This is a genomic window from Acetobacter senegalensis (genome assembly GCF_001580995.1).
Taxonomy (GTDB): domain Bacteria; phylum Pseudomonadota; class Alphaproteobacteria; order Acetobacterales; family Acetobacteraceae; genus Acetobacter; species Acetobacter senegalensis.
In genome coordinates this window covers 1-19,164 of sequence record NZ_LHZU01000088.1, presented here as the reverse complement: position 1 = coordinate 19,164, position 19,164 = coordinate 1, and the positions used below count along the sequence as shown (strand labels likewise).

Sequence of the window (19,164 nt, the reverse complement as noted above, 5' to 3'; positions counted from 1 at the left end):
TTCTCGAATTTCACCCTGTAGCCGCACCAGCGGGCGCAGGCTGCGGCGCACAATCCACACCACCAGCAGCCAGATGCACGGTATGGCGCCCAGAATGGGCAGAACCGCAATCAGAATGGCATGGTGCGTGGCCTGCGCCCGGTGCACGCGGGGTTCCCCCACCATAATGAAGCGGTCAGGCTGGGCTGCCGGGGTGACATACACCCTAAACCGATGCTGCATGAAAAAACCGGCCTGCGGCGGCGTGACAAATCCGCTCTCCGGCGCGTTGGAGGAGCGCAGCAGCACATGGCCTTGCGCATCCGTAATCTGATACGCCAGAGACGTGGGCATGATGTTGGAAAGATGGGCGACATCATGCCCGCTGCCCTGCTGGTTGAGCACCAGAACGGCAAACTGCAACCGCTCCGCCACTTCCTGAAGGGAGTCATCCAGCCGCTCGGTAATCTCGAATTTTGTAAAAGCCCCAGTTAGAAGAACAACAATGGCAAGGCAGCCAATCACCACACCAATAACGCCACGCACCAGCCGGGTTGAAAGCCGCCACTGGCGCACGGAGGCTGGCGTGGCGGCGGCAGAGGAAGGGGGCATGGCGTGCGTCATGCTGTTTGTGATGGTTCAAGGCAGTAGCCGCGTCCGCGCACGGTACGGATCAGGTCCGCCCCCAGTTTTTTGCGCACCCGGCTGACAAACACTTCAATGGTGTTGCTGCCCACTTCTTCTTCCAGACTGTACAGTGCATCTTCTATCCGCTCGCGGGAGCAGATGGCCCCCGGCCTGCGGGCCAGTAGTTCCAGCAGGGCCCATTCCCGTGCGGTCAGATCTATGGTCTGACCAGCGCGGGTCAGGCGTTTGCGGTCCAGATCAATCTCAATGTCTCCCACCGCCAGCCGGTTATCCACCAGTGGCCGGTATCGCCGTGCCACGGCGGCAATGCGGGCCACCAGTTCTTCCAGATCATACGGTTTGGCCAGATAATCATCCGCCCCTTCTGAAAGCCCGGCAATCCGCTCACTGATCTGGTCTTCGGCCGTGGTAATCAGAATGGCCATGGGGGAAGGCGTGTTGCGGATCTCGCGCAGCAGGGTGCGGCCGCTGCCGTCTGGCAGGCCCAGATCCAGCAGCAGGCAGTCATACCGTACGGCGGCAAGGGCGGCGCGTGCGTCATCCAGTGTGGTAAACCAGTCCACCGTATGGCCTGCCTGCCGCACGCGCTCCTGCACGGCAGCGCCCAGATGGGGTTCGTCTTCCACAATCAGAATACGCATGGCGATGGTCTCCGTACGGTCCGGGCATATTGTGCCCTGTGTGCCAGCAGGCAAGGCGGCATCAGGGCAGAAAAGGGTAAGGGTGGGTTTCATCCCACGCCTTGATGACCCAAGCCTGTATCTGTGGCTGCGGGCTATACTGAAACGTCTGTATCAGCCTGTCCAATGTGGCGTTTGCCGCGGCAGGATTGCCCAGCGTTTGCAGCAACCGGGCTTTGCGGTAGAGCACCCGCGCCATGGTGCGGGGCACCGGGCTGGCATGCATGGACCAGAAGCGCGTTATCAGTGTGTCATATGCCGCCAGAGCCTGTTCCGGCTGTTTCAATGCTTGCTGGGCATCGGCCATATTGTCCAGAACCGAGGCAAGATAGCGGAGGTCTGGAGAGAACCGTACAGGCTGCATTTGGCGTAGAACCTCCTGCCCAAGGGCGACAGCATCCTGCGGCCTGTGCAGATGGTTGAGCGCATCCATCTTGTTGCTGGCGGCCAGAAGATAATCGGAGCGTGCAAAAGGCTTCTGTGTCTCCCGTTCCATCAGCAGATCAAGAGGTGGTATAACCTTCTCCCATTGCTTTTCTTTTGAATATAAAAAGGATTTTGCAAGAAGAATTTTGTTTACCGACACTCTAAGCTCTGGGGTTCCCAGCAGGGCGGGGTCAGCCAGAGCCTGATCATAAACGGCCATGGCGGCATCGTTCCTGTTCTGGTGTGCCAGCATAACGCCCTGCCTGTGCAGGGCAAGATAGGGCAAAATCTGGCTGAACTGGTCAGGCTGCGCCCTGAACGTGGTTATAAAGCTACCAAATTGCTGAAAGGCATCCGCTTTTCTGTTACAAAAATAGGAAAGTGACGCTCTGGCATAGAGCATTTGCAGAAAAAGCGTATGGCGCGTTGGCGCGGTATCCTGTTCGCCTTGTGCCAGAAGATCATCAAACAGGGCTTGGGCCACGTTACAGTTATCGGTGCCAGATGCGGTCTCGTAAATATCCTTCAGCGTCCAGAGAAGCGTGACATTGATGCGGGTGGGAAAGCGGTTGTAAAAGGTGCGCAGAAGGTCGATCTTCTGATAAAAAGCCTCGGTGTTTCGGCCAAGTTCCCGCAGGTTTTCCGTTTTTTCATACGCGAAGGAAACCTGCTTTTCTCTATCCTCCGGCGCTTCCCCGTGGGCCATCAGGTCCAAGCCATAATTGAGTAGGTCCAGCGTCCTTTGTGTATGGCCTAGCGCATGTTCAGACCACGCCGCAGCGTCCACCGCCGCCAGCCGTGTCTGTTGCACAAATGGCTGGGTGTTCTGCCCCATGGTACGATCAAAAACGGAGAAAGTTTTTATGGCATCCTGATATTTCCCGGCATTTCTCAGGAGAGAAATTTTCCGGCCATACGCATCTGCCACGGCGTTCTGGAGTGCGAAGTCCGGATTGCTGGCAAAGATGGTGATGAGGGTATCAAGAGCAGCCACCGCCTGTTCGGGTTTTTTCTCCAGAACAAGCAGTGAGGCTTTTGTGCTCAGTGCAAAAGCAAGCGTATGCTGTATGGCCAGATCCTGCGTGTGTAGGAAGGTGGTCAGTAGCGTATCAAGCGTGGTCAAAGCCTGCGTGCTTGCTGCCTGTTCCGCCGGAGCATCCGTATGGGCGCGGTGCAACACGGCAACCTGTCTGGCCAGAAAAACGGCTTTGTAATACAGCGCAATGGCATAACGTTCCTGCGCGGTATCATCCTCGGCAGGGTGTGGGGCGGCAATCACGCTATCACACGCTGCTCTAGCTGCTGCCGCGTTGTTCTGTGCCAGAAAAACGCGCATCTGGCCTTCAAAGGCTTCCACCCACAGGGTCTTTTCTGCCGGGTCTTGCGGAAATGGGGCATCAAGCAACTGGCTGAAGAGGCGTTGCGCCTGTTCCATCTGGCCAGTCTGGGTAAGGAGAGACGCCTTGCGCAGCCGTGTGGCCTGCACAATCCGTTCTCCTGCAAGAGATTTTTCCTGTATGGCCGTTTTCAGAATGGCGTCATAACTGGCGAGTGCAGCCTCCGGTGTGCCTGACTGCGCCTGTCTGCTAGCCAGAAAGGTAAGGGCACGCAATTTGCACAGAAGCAGATCTTCGTTGGCCGGGTGCACCAGTTTTTGAATAAAGGACGTATAGAAAAAAATCTGGTTATCAGGCGGTAGCTGGTCAGAAATCTGCCGGAGCATGGCCTGACAGCTTTCCGGGTGCTGCCGCGCAAACGCCATGATGGCGGCTTCATTCAGCGGATGCCCCGTTGTAAAGTGCGGCGCCATCTTCGGCTGGATGACCGTAATATCAGGAACCAGAGAAGCCAGCGCCACCCCCGGCGCACTGATAACCAGACACAACGCTGCGGCAAACAGTTTTTTCAGGCAGGGGTGAGGCATTGATCCGGTGCAGCATGGAAAGAGGAATACGGCCAACGGAGTATAGAATATTCCGCCTTTCCGTAAAGCTGGTGGCCGCTTATTCCCCTTCCTGCTTCCGGGCTACTTGTGTCGTCTCACCGGCATGTTCACATCGGTTTTCCGCAGGCTTGTCGGGCCGTTTTGGCGGGCTTTCGGGTTATCCTGCGCCAACTTGGAAGCTTATCTGATACCGCGACAAAAAAGCTTCCATGCGCACCCCGGTTTTGCGAACTTCTCTTTTGCAAAAACCTGAAACGCATTTGAGGAAACGTCAGACAGTATCGACAGAATATCCTTCTTCCGCTCTCGTTTTCTCTGCCGCAGGACCAAACCGGGCATAAAGCAGAGGCAGCACCAGCAGGGTCAGCATTGTGGAGGAAACCAACCCGCCAATAACCACACTGGCCAGTGGACGCTCCACCTCCGCCCCGGCGGAGGCGGAAAACGCCATGGGGAAGAAGCCAAGGCTCGCTACAAGGGCGGTGGCCATAACCGGGCGGAAACGTTCATGCGCAGCGGTCAGGGCCGCGCGGGCAGGGCCGACACCCCGGCGGCGAATGGCCTCCGCCGTGCTGATCAGCACCACACCATTCAGCACCGCCACGCCAAACAGCGCAATAAAGCCAATGCCTGCGGAAATACTGAACGGCAGGCCCCGCAGCACCAGCGCAAAAATACCGCCAGAGGCCGCCACGGGCAGGTTGCAGAACACCAGCGCCGCCAGACGGGCGGAACCAAGGGCCGCTACCAGCAGAATGAAGATCAGCGCCAGAGAAATGGGCACCACCACCGCCAGCCGTTTGGAGGCAGATTCCAGATTTCTGAACTGTCCATTCCATTCAATGGTGTACCCGCGTGGCAGGGGCACAGCACGTTTGACCGTAGCCTGCGCCTCCGCAACAAAGGAGGCTAGGTCCCGCCCGCGCACGTTGGCTTCCACCACCATGCGGCGATGAATGGCATCACGGCTGATGCGCGGTGGTCCGTCCTTTTGCGTGATATCCGCAACCTGTGAGAGCAGAACAGCCCCTTTTCCGTCAGCACGCCGCAGCCGTAATGCCTTTATCGCATCCAGTGAACCCGTGGTGGCAGAGGCCAGTCGCACCTGCGTGGCAATCATGGCGCTACCCTGTGTTACCGGGCGGCCTATATGCCCGCCTATGGCTTCCACCATGTCCAGAATGTCCTGCTCACGCACATTCAGGCGGGCGGCGTTTTCCCGGTTAACAAGGATCTGCACAAACGGAACACTGCCATCATCCCCGGCCATAACGTCCGCAGCACCCCGGACGCCCTGCATGGCTTTGACAACCTGCCCGCTTAATTGGGAGAGCATGTGCAGATCTTCGCCGTAAATGGAAACGGCAATCTGTGTGCGCACGCCAGAGAGCAGATCATCCATGCGCATCTGCACCGGTTGCGTCCAGGAATACAGGGCGTCTGGCAGGTCATGTTGCAGGCGGCTGTTCATGGCGGTTACCAGCGCGCTCTGGCTCCGGCCAGAAAAATGCTCCTTCAGCAGGATAAAGGTATCAGTCTCGTTCTGGCCCATGGGGTCTGTCGGGATGGCGGCTGTCCCCGTATTGCTGATAATGGTCTCCACTTCCGGAAAGCTTTTTAAAATCCGCTCTTCCTGCAGCACACTTTCCAATGTGGCGGAAAGAGAAAGACTGGGCAGGCGCATGGTGTGCACCACCAGCGCGCCTTCCTCCAACTGGGGCACAAATTCGCTGCCCAGATGCCACGCCAGAACTGCGGCCAGACCACAGGTGCCCAGCATGACCCCCGCCACAAGCCGGGGCCTGCGCATGCAGCGGCGCAAAAGGGGTTCATACCGCACCCGCATGCGGCGGATGATCCCCGTTTCTGCGGGCACATGAATGCGGGTCAAAACCAGTGCGCTCAGAAGCGGCACCCATACCAGGCAGTACAGCAGGGAGGCCCCAAGCGCCATGATGACCGTTTGCGCCATGGGGCGGAACATGTGGCCTTCAATATCTTCCAGTGTCAGCACCGGCAGATAGACCATGATGATCACCAGAATGGCAAAGCTGACCGGCCGCACCACCTGCCGGGTGGCGGACACCACAAGATCAGCAAACGGAACATGCCCCTCGCGCTGGCGGCGGCTGAGAATATGTTCCACCACCACCAGCGAGCTATCCACAATCATGCCGAAATCAATGGCGCCCAGACTGAGCAGATTGGCCGAAATGCCAAACAGCCGCATGCCTGTCATGGCGCACAGCAGCGCAAATGGAATGACTGAGGCAATCAGCAGCGCCACCCGCAGGTTGCCCAATACCGCCAGCAGCACAATCACCACCAGCGCTGCCCCCAGAACCAGATTTTCCTTTACGGTGGCAATAGTGCGGTGGGTGAGGGAGGCGCGGCTGTAAAACGGTTCCAGTGTCACCCCGGCGGGCAGGGAGTGGAGAATACCCGGCAGCGCCGCCTTCAGCGCGGCCAGCGTTGCGCCGGAACTTGCGCCGCGCTCCATCATCACAACGCCCGTTACAACCTCGCCTTTTCCATCACGGGTTACAGCGCCAAGCCGGGTGCGGGGCTGCGGGCTGATCTGCCCCAGATCACGCAGGCGGATGGCCGTGCCGCCCATATTGGTCTTGACGGCAATGGCTCCAAAATCATCCAGCGTGCGCAAAAGCCCGCGCCCCACCACAATCTGTTGTTCGGCATGGTGTTCAATCCACCCGCCGCCAGAGGCTGCGTTGCTGCCTTCAACCGCCTTGTACACATCACCCACGGAAAGCCCGTAGGCCAGCAGGCGGGCGGGGTCCAGCGTTACGGCCCATGTTTCCTCCGCACCGCCGCCAATGTTTACATCCACCACGCCGGGCACAAGTTTGATCTGGGGGGCCACAGTCCATGTAAGAATACGGTTGAGGTCCATCAGGGAATAACCCCGGCCTTTCAGTTCAAACTGAAAGATCTCGCCAAGCCCGGTGCTCAGCGGCCCCATGTTCAGGGTCACGTTGGGCACACTCAGCTGTGCGCGTGCCTGCACCATGCGCTCGCTTACGCGGGTGCGGTCCAGATTGATATCCGTGCTGTCTTCAAACTGCACATACACAACGGATACGCCAGAGCGGGAAACAGAGCGCAGATCCTTGATGCCCGGAAGCCCCGCCATGCTGCTTTCCACCGGGAAGGTAATCAGTTTTTCAACTTCTTCCGTCGCAAGGCCGGGGGCGATGGACGTCACCAGAACCTGTTGGGGGGAAATATCCGGCACGGCTTCAACCGGCAGGCCGAGTGTCGCGCCAATGCCGCCAGCCAGAATCAGAAACAGCAGGCTCAGCAGCAGAAAACGGGCTTTTAAAAATGTATGAAACAGGGCTTCCACAGTATCAGTCCGCATCCATGCCAGCCAGAACCTCCATGCCTTTCAGGGCAATGCTGCCGTGGGTGACCACCAGATCCCCCGCCTTCAGGCCGGAGCGTATAAGGGCCTGCCCGTTTTCTTCCATGCCAAGCGTTACCGGCGTGGGACGAAATGTTCCCTCGGCTGTTTTGACAAAAACCGTGTCCTGACCATCAAGGGTTTGTACCGCCTCGGCCGGGATAACAAGCCCGCTGGCCTGCTGGGTGGTTTGCAGCAGGCTGTTCAGCACCATGCCGGGGCGCAACGTTGTGCCGTTGTTCTGCACACGGCTGAGCACCTGCACCAGCCCGGTTGCGGGGTCTGTCCCGGTATCAATGGTTTCCATGTGGGAGGTCAGGGCAGGCGGGGGTGGCCCGTTGCCCTGCGCGGGCAGAAGGGTCTGCTGCATGCCCCCTGCGGCCAGAAGGGCTGCATCCTGCGGGGCCACATCTGATACAATCCATACATGCTGGGTGTCACTCACCGTTATCAGCACAAGGGCGGGGTCCACATCGGCGGCAATGGCGGTGGTCAGGCTGGTGACAGTGCCATCAAAAGGGGCAATCAGGGTAGAGGTTTCATCCTGCGCGGCATGTTCTTCCGTAGCGGAAGTATATTCTTCCTGAAACCTGTGTTCCAGCACACCAAGTTCCGCCTGCCGTGCCGCCACGTTCTCCCGCGCCAGTTGCAGGGCAGCCAGCCGTCTCTGGGCTTCCCCGGCTGAAACTGTTGTGCCCGCCAGCGCACGGGCGCGGCCATAGGCTTCTCCCGCTTCCTTCTGCGCCGCCAGCGCGGCTGCCAGTGCCGTGCGGGTCTGTGTTTCCTGCAAACGTGCAATATGGAGCGCGTGGTTCTGATACTGGAGCAACATTTGCCCCTTGCGCACGGATTGCCCAGGCAATACCGCAATGGAGAGAATTTTGCCCGTGCCTGCCGGATGAATGGCAACCGTATGCGTGGTATCTGGCACCACCCGTGCCATGGCAGGTAGCATATGGGCCAATGTGCCGGGCACTGCGGCCACACAGCGTATCCCCTCATTCCGGACAGCCTCGGCAGAAAGTGTCAGCGGTTTTTGGGCGGCATCTTCCGCCGCAGCGGGTGCGTTGGGCGTGGCTTGGCTCCCGCCTGATGCGGTGGGAGCATCTTCAGCATGGGCAGGCACGGGGGCGACAAGCCACACTATGGCGCACAGGGCGGCGGCACAAACAGAACGCATCCAGCCTGTTCCGTCTGTTGGATCTGGCTTTCTTTCTGGCAACACGCTTCCCCGCAGCAGTGTGTTCCGTAAGGAGGACAGGCGTGCAAGATGCAAGGTGCCAACGCGCACGGGTTGAGCAACGCCAGGGGGGTGGCCTTCTGACAGTCTGCCCGTTGCTCCGCTTCGGAAAAATGGAAAAACACCGAGGGGAAAAGCACACATCAGAAAAACCCGTGTCCATGGAAAAAGCGCGGAACCGTACAGCAGCAGGTTGGCGTTGACGAAAAAATGAGAACTGGTGTGCCGCACATTGTGCCGAACCGGTTGGGCATTGTCAGACGGGAATCACTCATGGGGCGGCGGCATCATCAGGCTGCGACGTGTCCAGAGAAGCGGGAATACGCAGCCCACCGTTGCGCTGGGTGGCGCTGTCCGCAGCATCCGTCACGCCACTTGCGTTTTCTGCCCCGTAGAGATCATTTTCACCAGCACCAGCACCAGCACCAGCACCAGCACCAGCACCAGCACCAGCGGTTTGCGCGGGCCAACCCGCCTGCTGTGGCATGGCACCGCCAATGGTCGAAAGGTGATGCTGTGTGGGGCTTGCGTACGCCAACCCCGGCAGATCACCCGTGGCAATCAGGGCGCGGACAATGGCGGCGTGCCAGAGAATTTCTGCTCTATCCCGCGCCATGGCGGCGGTATAGGCAGCCTGCCGGGCACGGATGGCGTCATCCAGCGGGGTCTCTTTCAGCCGCCAGGAGCGTTCCAGCAGGGTGGCCCGGTTTTCCAGCGCCTGTGCGGCGGCACGTGCGCTTTTCAGGCCAGCAAGGGTGGCTTGCAGGCGGGCGCGGGCCTGCGCCACTTCCTGCCGCACCATCCGGCGGGCCAGAATATCCTGCCTGTCCGCCGCTGCCTGCCGGTTGCGTGCCGCAGCCAATAGCGGCGCGCTATGCACGGCGCTGGGCAGGGGCATGGTAAAGTTTACGCCTACGCGGTTGTCCCACGGGCTGCCGTACTGTTTTTCATGAATACCCCCAACCCCCAGTTCCGGGTTGGGCATGAAGGAGCGGCGAGCAAGCTGCATGGCGGCGCGGGCGGCGTCCCGCTCCTTGGTGGCTGCCTGCACGCGGGGGTCATTTTCTTCTACGGCGTTGGTGTTGGCCAGCCGCAGGGCAGCACTTTCCGTCGCGGTGTAGGCCAGAATGTCCGGTATTTCCGGGGTGCCCAGCAGGGCTTCAAGGGCTGCGGCCGCGTTCTGGGCTTCCTCCTGCGCCATGGCGTAATCGGTCCGTGCGGTGTCCCGTGTGGCATCCGCCATCTGCTGGTCTGCCTGCGTCATTTCCCCCAGGCGGGCGGCATGCGCCACATCGGCGCTGATCCGGCTGGCGGCGGTATGGAAGGCGGCGGTGGTGGCCACGCGTTTCTGGGCCAGCAGGGCGGCAGCCGTGGCGTCCAGCAGGCGCACGGCCAGCGCCATATGGGCCACGGAGGCCTGTTTTTCCGCCCCCTCAGCTTCCGCCTGCGCCACGGATCGCGTGGCGCTGCCTTGCCCCGGCAGCCAGAGCGGCACGCTCACTTCCCCCTGATAGGTCGTGTAGCCTTCATTGCTGCCAATAAAATGGTCATCAAAGTAGGAGCCAGACACAATCGGCCCCCCCGCAAACCATGACCCTGCTGCTTTGGCGCGGGATTCCGCCGTTCTGCGGTTTACGGTCAGTTCATTGCGGTTGGGGTCCAGCCGCCATGCCCGCGCCAGTGCGGAGGGAAAAGGCAAAGCCCCACCAGCATGCCCGCTCACCTCCGTCAGCGCAGGCTCAGCGTTGGTTGTGTTGAACGCATGTGTGGTATGCGCCTGCCAGCTTGTGTGGGAAGGAGCCTGTGCCCGCCCGTTCTGCAAGGGCACACACACCAGCGGCACGGAGACCATAAGGGCAGAGCAACAGGCAGAAAGCCTCATGTCCGGGTTGAACCTCACTCAGCAGATGCAGCCTTCCCGCCATTGTGGCGGGTTAAGCAACAGGGCAGGCATACCCCGCCAACCTGACAGGAAGCTGAACAGCCCCCGTCCTTCTGCGTTAAGACAGGCAAGGCAAAGTGCAGTAGAGTACCGCCGGGCACAGGCAGCGGTAGGGATAAGAGTGGCGGCAGACAGACATTTCGGGCGTACGGGTAAGGCGGGCTGCAAATCGGTTGTGGGTGTCTGCCTGTTGGGAAGTACGCTGTTTGTCTCGGTCCCACAGGCGCTGGCGCAGCCGGTTGATCCGTCTCAGGTTCAGCTTGATCAGGAATGGCTGGGGGATTCCGGGCCCATGGTGCAGCGCATTGGGCCAGCTTCCACCCGCATGCGCCGCCAGCCCGGCGCGCAGCGTGGTGTGGGCATGGCGCCCGGCAAGGCCACGCACCCGCGTATTGGCCGGGGCAAGCACGCCGTGCCCACGCCGCCACCCACACCGCCCGATACGGATAATGACCAGATTACCGACACGGATTCCGATATGGATGATAACCTGCTGGGCCGGATGGGCGGGCTGCGCCCCTGGCTGGCCCGGTATGGTGTCACATTCGATCTGCAGGAAGTGGATGAACTGTGGGGCAACCTGACAGGTGGCGTGCCCGGCGCAGGGCAACGCGGCCCCGGTACCGGCCCATCCTTCAATGGTGTGACCATGCCCACCCTTACGGTTGATCTGGAGAAGATGATCGGCCTGAAGGATGCTGTGTTCAATGTCAGCGCGTTGCAGATCCATGGGCGTTCCATCACGCAGGATCACCTGAACACCTACAATCCCGTAAGCGGCATCGAGGCTGACCGCTCCACCCGTCTGTTTGAACTGTGGTATGAGCAGGCCTTCTGGGATGACACGCTGGATATCAAGATCGGCCAGCAGGATCTGGATACCGAGTTTCTTATCACCACCTATGGCGCATTGTATCTGAACGCCAATTTCAGTTGGCCCATGGGGCCTTCATCCAACCTGTATGCCGGGGGGCCATCCTGGCCTCTGGCCTCGCCCGCCATAAGGCTGCGCTATCGGCCAGCGGAAAACGTGACGCTGATGTTTGCCGCAGCGGATGATAACCCGCCGGGAAACCAGTGGAACTCTTTTACCGTGCAGAATCAGGGGCAGGGCAACGTGCATGACGCCACCAGCCAGACCACCAATGATGCCTGCGGCTGCCGCTTCAATATGGATACCGGCGCTTTGCTGATTGGTGAGGTGCAATACGCCCTGAACCCGGAACCGGATGAGGACCATCCCAACCGGAAACGCAGCGGCCACGGCCTGCCCGGTGTGTACAAACTGGGCGGTTATTATGATACCGCCCGCTTTCCCGACTGGCGGCATGATGTGCAGGGTCAGTCTCTGGGCGCAGCCTATGCGCGGGGTGAGGTCACACAGCCGCGCATGGTGCGGGGCAACTGGCTGCTGTACGGCATTGTGGACCAGATGGTCTGGCGCCCGTACCGTAAATCACCCACCTCGCTGGGCGTTTTTGCCCGCGCCACCGGCAATGGGGGAGACCACAACATGATCAGTTATGCGGTGGATGCCGGAGTGAACCTCAAAGCACCTTTTGCAGGCAGGGAGAATGATACTCTGGGGCTTGGCTGGGGGCTTGGCCGTGCCAGCTCCGGCGCGCGGGCCTATTACCGCGCACTGGGCCAGCATGCGCCCGGAACGGAAAACCATATGGAACTCACCTATCAGGCCGAGGTCCAGCCATGGTTCGTGCTCCAGCCGGATTTCCAGTATGTTTTCAATCCCTCCGGCGGGCTGGAAAGCCAGAAATGGCCGGGGCATAAAGTGGCGGATGAACTGGTGTTCGGCCTGCATTCCCGCATATCGTTCTGAAAAATGCCGGGTCTGTCTGGCGGGTGTCTCAACAGCTCTGTATGGAAGCATAAGGCCGAAGCGAGGGCGCGTGCGTGATTGATAAATCTTACCTGTATCTGATGGGCGCCATTGTGTGCGAGGTATTTGCCACATCCTGCCTCAAGGCGTGTGATGGCTTTACCCGCTGGGTCCCGGCGGCCCTGAGCATTGCGGGCTATTGCTGCGCCTTTTACCTGCTCTCCCAAACCATGCGGACCATTCCCACCGGGCTGGTCTATGCCATCTGGTCAGGCGTGGGCATTGTGCTGATTTCAGCCATAGGCTTTGTTTTTTTTAAGCAGTCGCTTGATCTGCCCGCCATTATCGGCATCGCTCTGATCATGCTGGGCGTGCTGGTGATCAATCTGTTTTCCAGATCAACTCAGATCTGATCACGCCCCCGCCTGCCGTGCGCATCAGGCAGGTTTTTATTCTGGCGGACACAAAGAAAGGGAAGGGGGCAACGCCACTCTTTCCTTTTTGCTGTCAGGGCTATCAGCCGTCAATACCCTGATGGGTCTGGATCTGTGAATCCGCAAGGGAGTGGTGCCAAACGGCCTTCTCTCTGCCCCGCAGGAGGCGTGTGCTGTTACTTCCTCCTGCGGGTGTCATTCCCCTCAGAAAGAGAGGTCTTCCTCGTTCTGTTCTGGGGTTTTATCGGCAGGGTGAGCCGGCTTGGACTGAAGCAGGGCGTCCGGCGGCCCTTTGGGCATGGACACGGTGCCAACGCCATCAATCTGCTTGCTGAAGGACATCGGCACCTTTGTCAGCTTGACCGAGCCTGCGCCGTCGATCGTGATTTTCGCCAGTCCGGTCGCGCCCGCCTTGACGGAACCAGCCCCGTCCATGGCCACGTCGAGGTTGGTAATGTCCATATCCGCCAGATTGACGGAGGCCGCGCCATCAATGGTCAGCTTTACATTTTCTGCCCGGCCATGGGCTTTAACACTGGCCGCACCGTTGATGATCAGATCAAGCGTTTTCTGATCATACCCCTGCCAGTCAACGGAGCCAAAACCATTGAGTGTCAGTTTGGTCAGATCTGGCGCGGTGATGGTCAGCCTCACCTTGGCGTCACGCAATCTGTAGTGATGGTTGGGGGTGTTCTCATCCGTATCCAGCGTGCTGCCGTTCAGCACGATATGGTTGACCATATGTTCAGACCCGCTGAGGGTAATCCCGGCTTTGGGGCCCTGCTGGATGATGATGCTGGCAGGCAGATTGATGGTCAGTTCAGGCCCGCCCTTCCACGCAAGAGTGCGGGAGGTCTGCGGGCCGGAGGGCGCAGTGTCCGCCCATTCAATATCAGAGAAGGAAAAGCTTGTCGGCCCGCGGGAGGCGGCAACGCCAAAGCAGAGTGCTGAAACAACGGCTCCGCCAACGGCAATCATGGTAAGGCCACGGATCATGGAAGACTGTCCTTGGAAAAGGGGGTGTCAGGCAGTGTAGGTGGGGGCAATCAGGCGGTAATGGGCGCGGCCATAGCCCACCAGCAGATTGACAATGCCAATGGTCAGCAACACGCAGAACGCCACAACAGACGCGCCCCCCGTGGCCAGCCCAAGGCTGAGCAGAACGCCCTGCAACCAGTCCGCGTTAGGAAAGGGGTTCACATCAACCAAGGAAAAAGGCAGCAGCAGGCTGCCAGCCAGGCACACGGCGGCCCCCGCAATGACAAACGCAAACACGCAGGAGCCAACAGCCAGCAGAACCGGCAGCACCACCAGCAGATCAAGGGCCGCAAGCCCCATAATGCCCAAAATAGCCCCCAGCGCGTTGCTCAGGCTGCGTTCATCTTCCCACCGGCGTACGCCCGCTTCCGCCCGTAATTCCCGCGCAAGGCGTGCGGGGTCTCCAAGGCGGCTGGCAATATCGGCTTCCGTGCGGCCTGCGGCGCGTCCGGCTTCAAAGTGGGCTTCATAATCGGCAACAGTTTCTTCAATCACGGAGCGCGGCAGGCCTTTCAGCCCGGCCCGTAGCTGGTCAAGGAACAACTGTTTGCTTGTGGGTGCCTTTATCATGGCTGGGTGTTCCTGAATGGTTTCTGTACGGTAAGGGGGCTGTGCCCGGTTGTGTCTGTTGTGGTGGCAGCTGCGTTCCGGGTGCCGGTCCTGTCCTTTGCGTGCGGGGGGGTATCCCCTTTGGCAACAGGGGCCAGAATGGTGGAAACAGCCTGTGTAAACGTCACCCATGCCGTGCGCTGGGCCTCCAGACTGCGGCGGCCGGTTTCTGTCAAAGTGTAATATTTACGCGGTGGACCGGAAGACGATTCAACAAAATATGTTGAAACAAGACCATCTTTCTGCATGCGCCGCATCAGGGGGTAAATGGTGCCTTCCCCCATGTCTATGGCGTCTGAAAGGCGGCTGGCAATGTCATAGCCGTAAGAGTCCGTGCGTGAGAGCAGGGCCAGCACGCACAGTTCCAATACGCCTTTCTTGAATTGAACAAGGTTGGGTTCCACGGCTTTTCCTGTCAGGCGCCGCGCGTCTGGCGAGCGTGCGACTCTTATTGAGTGTCCAGCAACAGGTACTGAATACACACCAGAACCATGCAATGCAAGGTAGCTGTTTTTAAATTTACACTAAATGGAATCATTAACAAAATATGAATGAAACAAGGAAAAACCCTTTGAAAATTAAGAATTTTCTTACAAAATGACCCCCTGCTGAAAAACTTTTCCATTCTGGGCAAGAAAAGATTTTTCTCCCCAAAAAGGGGTGATACGCAGGTCCTATGACTGCCAGGCAAAGAGAGAAGAGGGCGATCCCGGCCCGTATCTTTGCGTTTTGATACAGGGAGCCTGTCATTGCAGACCGTGCCAGAAACCCGCTTGCCTCTGACAACAGCCCAGCGCGGCGTATGGATGGGAACCCTGCTGCGCACGCAGGGCGGCACGTTCAACATTGCGGAAGCAGTGGAAATTCTTGGCCCGGTTGATCCCGCCCTGTTCCGTGCCGCTCTTGTTCAGGTGGCGCGGGAGGCGGAAACCACGCGGGTAAGCATCCGCATGGGGGCGGATGGCCCCTATCAGGTCATTCTGCCCACACTGCGTTGCCCCTTGCCGTTTGTGGATTTCTCCACCCGGCCCGATGCCGCGGCACAGGCGCAACACTGGATGATGGCGCGCATCAGTCAGCCGGTTGATCTGGCGGAAGATCCGTTATGGACCAGTGCGCTGATCAAGCTTTCTGCTGACAGTTTCATCTGGTTTCATTGTTGTCACCATATCGCGCTTGATGGCTTTTCCGGTGGCCTGATTGTGGCGCGCGTGGCCGAACTGTACAATGCCATGGTGGAAGGGCGCGAACCCGCACCCTGCACGTTCCTGCCCCTTGAACGGCTTGTTGCGCAGGAAGCCGCTTACCGCACCAGCCCCCGGCGCGAGAAAGATCAGGCCTACTGGCAACACCAGCTTGCCGCCCCGCCCGAGGCAGTCACACTGGCCTCTCCTCTGCCGCCCAGTGTGCCGGAAGCGCCTTTGCAGCGGTTGGGGTTTGTGGAACGCAATGTGCTTGTGCCGCCCGCCATGGTGGGGCAGATGCAGGGGCTGGCACAGCAGGCTGGCGTTACGCTGCCGCAAATGCTCACGGCCCTGCTGAGCACTTACATCTTCCGCATGACAGGGCAGGAAGACCTCACGCTCGGCATGCCCGTTACCGGCCGCACAGACCGCGAGATGCGGCGTGTGCCCGGCATGGCGGCAAACGCCGTGGTGTTGCGTTTTGCCATGGCCTACACTCTGGGTTTTTCAGAAATTCTGCTTCAGGCGCGCCGCGCCCTGCACGGGGCGCTCCGGCATCAGGCTTTCCGGTACGAGGATCTGCGGCGCGTTCTGGGTTTTCATGATACACAGCAGCATCTCTCACGCATCGGCATTAATATAGAGCCGTTTGATTACCATCTCTCCTTCGGTGGTAGCCCGGCACGCAACCGGAACCTGAGCAATGGGGTGATGGAAGATCTGACATTTTTTGTATTTGACCGTCAGGACGGGCAGGGGTTGGCGCTGTGCCTTTACGCCAACCCGACCCTGTATGATGGCCCGGCGCTGGAGCGCCATCTGCGCCACGTGATGCGTTTGATAAAGGCCATTCTGGCAGATCCTGCCCAGCCCATCGGCGCTTATCCGCTTCTTGACGCTGCCGAATGCAAGGCTTTGCTGGCGGATGAAACCGCAACGGCCAGCAACTGGGGCCCGCGCGCTCTTGTGGCTGATCTGGCGCGGCATGCCGCCTACGCCCCCGCGGCAACGGCAGTGACGGATGGGCGAGGCCCTGTGTCCTACGCGGCTCTTCTCCATGCAGCGCAAGGTCTGGCGGAGCATCTGATGGCGTGCGGCATCGGCCCCGGTGATGTTGTCGGCCTGATGCTGCCCAGAGACAGACGACAGGTAATCAGCATGTTGGCCACCATGGCCGCCGGGGCGGCGTGGCTCTCGCTGGACAGATGCGGCCCGCGTGAGCGCAATGCCGCCATTATCGCCAATGCCCGGCCCGCCCTGTTTCTGACAGAAGACACCCTGCCAACTGGCCTGCCAGATGGTTCGGCTGTTCTGGGGCTTGCGGAAGACGGTTCACCCGCAACAGTGTTTTCCAACCCGGATGCCCAGCGTGCGCCTGTGGTGCCGCAGGGTACGGCCTATATCATCTATACTTCCGGCACCACCGGCACACCCAAAGGCGTGGTGGTACCATGGTCCGCCCTGACCAACCTTTTGTGCACCATGCAGGATAAACTGGCGTTGGGCGCACAGGAATGCTGGTTATCCGTTACGTCTGTCACATTTGATATTTCCATTCTGGAACTGCTGTTGCCGCTTCAGGCCGGTGCGCATCTGGTGCTTGCCAGACGCGAAACCGTGACAGACCCCACACTGCTGTCCGCCATCGTGCAACACTATGGTGTCACCCTCATGCAGGCCACGCCAACCTTGTGGCAGATGCTGGTGGGGGCCGGGCAGGGCCGGTGTCTGGCGCAGGTGCGCGTGCTTTCTGGCGGGGAGCCCCTGCCAGCACCCCTGGCGTGCACGCTTCAGAAATGCGCGCGCGCTGTCTATAATGTTTATGGCCCGACCGAGACCACAATCTGGTCCACCTTCCATGCCGTCACTGCGGAAGATGGTTCACGCGGCCAGCCCATCCCGGCGGGGCGGCCATTGGCCAATACTCAATGTTATGTTCTGGACCCCGCAGGCGGCCTGCTGCCCGTGGGTACGCCGGGGCAACTGGCTATTGCCGGCGCTGGCGTTGCCACGGGCTATCTGGACCGCCCAGATCTGACACAGGCGGTTTTCCGGCCAGACCCATTCAGCAAAATACCGCATGCGCGCCTGTATCTTACCGGAGATCGCGCCGTCCGGCAGCCTGATGGTACCATCACCGTTCTTGGCCGCACGGATGCGCAGATCAAGATAAAAGGCGTGCGGGCAGAACCGGCGGAAATTGAAGCCGCATTGCTCACTCTGCCCGGCATTGTACAGGCTGCGGTGCGGGTGTGGCCAAAGGCGCAGGGCCCGGTTCTGGTGGCGTATCTGGTGCCTGCTGCTGCCGCACAGGCAGAGACCATCACGCCAGAGGAAGAAGCGCAGAATTTTGCGTTGTTCCGCACCCACTTGCAGGGGCTTCTGCCAGCCCAGATGGTGCCCTCCCGCTTTGTGGTGCTGGCTGCCCTGCCGCTTACGGCATCGGGCAAACTGAATAGAAAAATGCTGCCAGAGCCGGAGGACGCCGAGCATATCCCCCAGCATGAGAGCCCGCAAACAGCGCAGGAACAGCTTCTGTTTACCCTGTGGTCTGATATTCTGGAGCGTAAGGATTTCGGTATAAACGAGAATTTTTTCGATCTTGGCGGAGACAGCCTCGCTGCCGTGCAGGTTGCCACAGCCCTGACTGAACAGGGTTATGAACTCCCCGTGGCCTCCTTGTTTGGTGCGCCCACCATCGCCCGGCTGGCCCCGCTTTTGCAGCACCAGCATGCCGTGCCAGATATGTTTGAGGAAACGGTTGTGCCCTTGCGCGCCGAGGGTACAGGCCAGCCGATTTTCTGTTTTCCGCCCATTCTGGGGGTGTCTCTCGGTTTTATGGCGCTACTGCCGCATCTTCCGGCGGAACGGCCTGTTTATGGTTTACAGGATATGGGGCTGCTGCATGGCCCCCAGCGACCCCAGACCATTCAGCAACTGGCAGAACTCTATCTGGAGCAGATCCGTGCGCTTCAGCCGCATGGGCCGTATAGTTTTGTCGGCTGGTCTATGGGCGGGTTGGTGGCCCATGCTGTGGCGGCCCGTCTGATGGCGGAAGGCGAGCCTCTTTCCGCACTGGTCATGCTGGATACATACCCGCTGCATGATCCGGCAGCGCTGGAGGCCGGTCAGGATCTGGCCCGGATGGATGATACGTGGCTGGTGAAAAACGCCATTGCCATGCTGGGGATCGATTTTTCTGAAAATATGCCAGAAACACTGGATGATCTGGCTGATCGGATTGTAGAGATCATGCTGCCGGAAGCACAGGCTTTTGTGCAGGATGAAGCCGCCTTTTCAACCCTTTTGCAAACCATACGGCAGGGTGTCAGCCATAATCTGGAAATGATGCGTAACTGGCAACCGCAGCGCGTGCAGGCAGACCTGCTGTTTCTGCGCGCCACACAGCGGGGCACGGAAGATGTGGGGGATAACCCTGCTTTCTGGCAGAATTACATAACGGGCAAACTGATGGTGACAGATATCAACTGCACCCATATGGAAATGCTGGACCCAGAAAATGCACCCGTTATTGCAGACCAGTTCATGGAATTTGAGCGGAGGAACCCTGACAGACTCAAAGGCTGCCTGAACAGCCAACAATAGAAAAACAGCGGGGCAGCAGAGTGACGCCTGAGGGCAGAAACAGGTCACGGGACGATATGACCTGTTCTCTCAAACGCTGCGTCAAACACTGTGCAGATCAATCAGGTATTTCTTTTTACGCTTGAAAGCGTTGCCTTTTCGTCCCTTCCTATCGCACCCGCACCCGCACCCGCAC

Annotated in this window: 11 protein-coding genes and 1 pseudogene; 3 read left to right on the top strand and 9 right to left on the bottom strand. The window is 59.6% G+C overall.

Features of this window, described 5'->3' with window-relative positions:
• The 6 genes and pseudogenes from AD948_RS02150 to AD948_RS02125 form a co-directional block, all read right to left on the bottom strand.
• A pseudogene (locus tag AD948_RS02150) lies at positions 1 to 591 on the bottom strand (two-component sensor histidine kinase); the annotation flags it as partial.
• A gap of 8 nt (positions 592 to 599) precedes the next feature.
• The gene (locus AD948_RS02145; RefSeq protein WP_035379045.1) at positions 600 to 1,268 is read right to left on the bottom strand and encodes a response regulator transcription factor; all 669 of its coding nucleotides are present in this window, start codon (positions 1,266 to 1,268) and stop codon (positions 600 to 602) included.
• 61 nt (positions 1,269 to 1,329) lie between these two features.
• On the bottom strand, positions 1,330 to 3,657 hold the full coding sequence (locus tag AD948_RS02140) for a tetratricopeptide repeat protein (RefSeq protein WP_061470458.1): 2,328 nt from the start codon (positions 3,655 to 3,657) through the stop codon (positions 1,330 to 1,332).
• Between the two features lie 292 nt (positions 3,658 to 3,949).
• On the bottom strand, positions 3,950 to 7,057 hold the full coding sequence (locus AD948_RS02135; RefSeq protein WP_061470457.1) for an efflux RND transporter permease subunit: 3,108 nt from the start codon (positions 7,055 to 7,057) through the stop codon (positions 3,950 to 3,952).
• Positions 7,047 to 8,279 (bottom strand): efflux RND transporter periplasmic adaptor subunit, encoded by a 1,233-nt coding sequence (locus AD948_RS02130; RefSeq protein ID WP_082782255.1) that lies wholly within the window; start codon positions 8,277 to 8,279, stop codon positions 7,047 to 7,049. Before AD948_RS02130 ends, AD948_RS02135 begins: the two co-directional genes overlap by 11 nt.
• A 331-nt stretch (positions 8,280 to 8,610) precedes the next feature.
• Positions 8,611 to 10,221 carry a TolC family protein gene (locus tag AD948_RS02125; protein ID WP_248845886.1) on the bottom strand — a complete coding sequence of 537 codons (1,611 nt, stop codon included), beginning with the start codon at positions 10,219 to 10,221 and terminating at the stop codon, positions 8,611 to 8,613.
• Here AD948_RS02125 and AD948_RS02120 point away from each other — a divergent pair.
• Positions 10,220 to 12,118: a carbohydrate porin gene (locus AD948_RS02120; RefSeq protein ID WP_248845885.1), complete on the top strand. Its 1,899-nt coding sequence runs from the start codon at positions 10,220 to 10,222 to the stop codon at positions 12,116 to 12,118. The two genes, AD948_RS02125 and AD948_RS02120, sit on opposite strands and share 2 nt — an antisense overlap.
• Before the next feature lie 74 nt (positions 12,119 to 12,192).
• Positions 12,193 to 12,531 carry a DMT family transporter gene (locus tag AD948_RS02115; protein WP_254907103.1) on the top strand — a complete coding sequence of 113 codons (339 nt, stop codon included), beginning with the start codon at positions 12,193 to 12,195 and terminating at the stop codon, positions 12,529 to 12,531.
• Between the two features lie 225 nt (positions 12,532 to 12,756).
• On the opposite strand, the gene AD948_RS02110 is transcribed toward AD948_RS02115, so the two are convergent.
• The 3 genes from AD948_RS02110 to AD948_RS02100 are packed head-to-tail and all read right to left on the bottom strand — an operon-like array spanning position 12,757 to position 14,603.
• Complete coding sequence (locus AD948_RS02110) at positions 12,757 to 13,548, bottom strand: GIN domain-containing protein (RefSeq protein ID WP_061470455.1); 792 nt, start codon at positions 13,546 to 13,548, stop codon at positions 12,757 to 12,759.
• A gap of 27 nt (positions 13,549 to 13,575) precedes the next feature.
• Complete coding sequence (locus tag AD948_RS02105) at positions 13,576 to 14,160, bottom strand: DUF1700 domain-containing protein (RefSeq protein WP_006559701.1); 585 nt, start codon at positions 14,158 to 14,160, stop codon at positions 13,576 to 13,578.
• Positions 14,157 to 14,603, bottom strand: a complete 447-nt coding sequence (locus tag AD948_RS02100) for a PadR family transcriptional regulator (RefSeq protein WP_006559700.1) — start codon at positions 14,601 to 14,603, stop codon at positions 14,157 to 14,159. The genes AD948_RS02105 and AD948_RS02100 overlap by 4 nt, the downstream gene beginning before the upstream one ends.
• Positions 14,604 to 14,957: 354 nt before the next feature.
• On the opposite strand from AD948_RS02100, the gene AD948_RS02095 reads away from it, so the two are divergent.
• Positions 14,958 to 18,989 carry an amino acid adenylation domain-containing protein gene (locus AD948_RS02095; RefSeq protein ID WP_248845887.1) on the top strand — a complete coding sequence of 1,344 codons (4,032 nt, stop codon included), beginning with the start codon at positions 14,958 to 14,960 and terminating at the stop codon, positions 18,987 to 18,989.
• Positions 18,990 to 19,164: the final 175 nt, after the last annotated feature.

What these genes read in the sequence shown, in the direction of transcription:
- AD948_RS02145 (WP_035379045.1), bottom strand. Translation starts at nt 1,268, where the DNA reads ATGCGTATTCTGATTGTGGAAGACGAACCCCATCTGGGCGCTGCCGTG.
- AD948_RS02140 (WP_061470458.1), bottom strand. Translation starts at nt 3,657, where the DNA reads ATGCCTCACCCCTGCCTGAAAAAACTGTTTGCCGCAGCGTTGTGTCTG.
- AD948_RS02135 (WP_061470457.1), bottom strand. Translation starts at nt 7,057, where the DNA reads ATGCGGACTGATACTGTGGAAGCCCTGTTTCATACATTTTTAAAAGCC.
- AD948_RS02130 (WP_082782255.1), bottom strand. Translation starts at nt 8,279, where the DNA reads ATGCGTTCTGTTTGTGCCGCCGCCCTGTGCGCCATAGTGTGGCTTGTC.
- AD948_RS02120 (WP_248845885.1), top strand. Translation starts at nt 10,220, where the DNA reads ATGTCCGGGTTGAACCTCACTCAGCAGATGCAGCCTTCCCGCCATTGT.
- AD948_RS02125 (WP_248845886.1), bottom strand. Translation starts at nt 10,221, where the DNA reads ATGAGGCTTTCTGCCTGTTGCTCTGCCCTTATGGTCTCCGTGCCGCTG.
- AD948_RS02110 (WP_061470455.1), bottom strand. Translation starts at nt 13,548, where the DNA reads ATGATCCGTGGCCTTACCATGATTGCCGTTGGCGGAGCCGTTGTTTCA.
- AD948_RS02105 (WP_006559701.1), bottom strand. Translation starts at nt 14,160, where the DNA reads ATGATAAAGGCACCCACAAGCAAACAGTTGTTCCTTGACCAGCTACGG.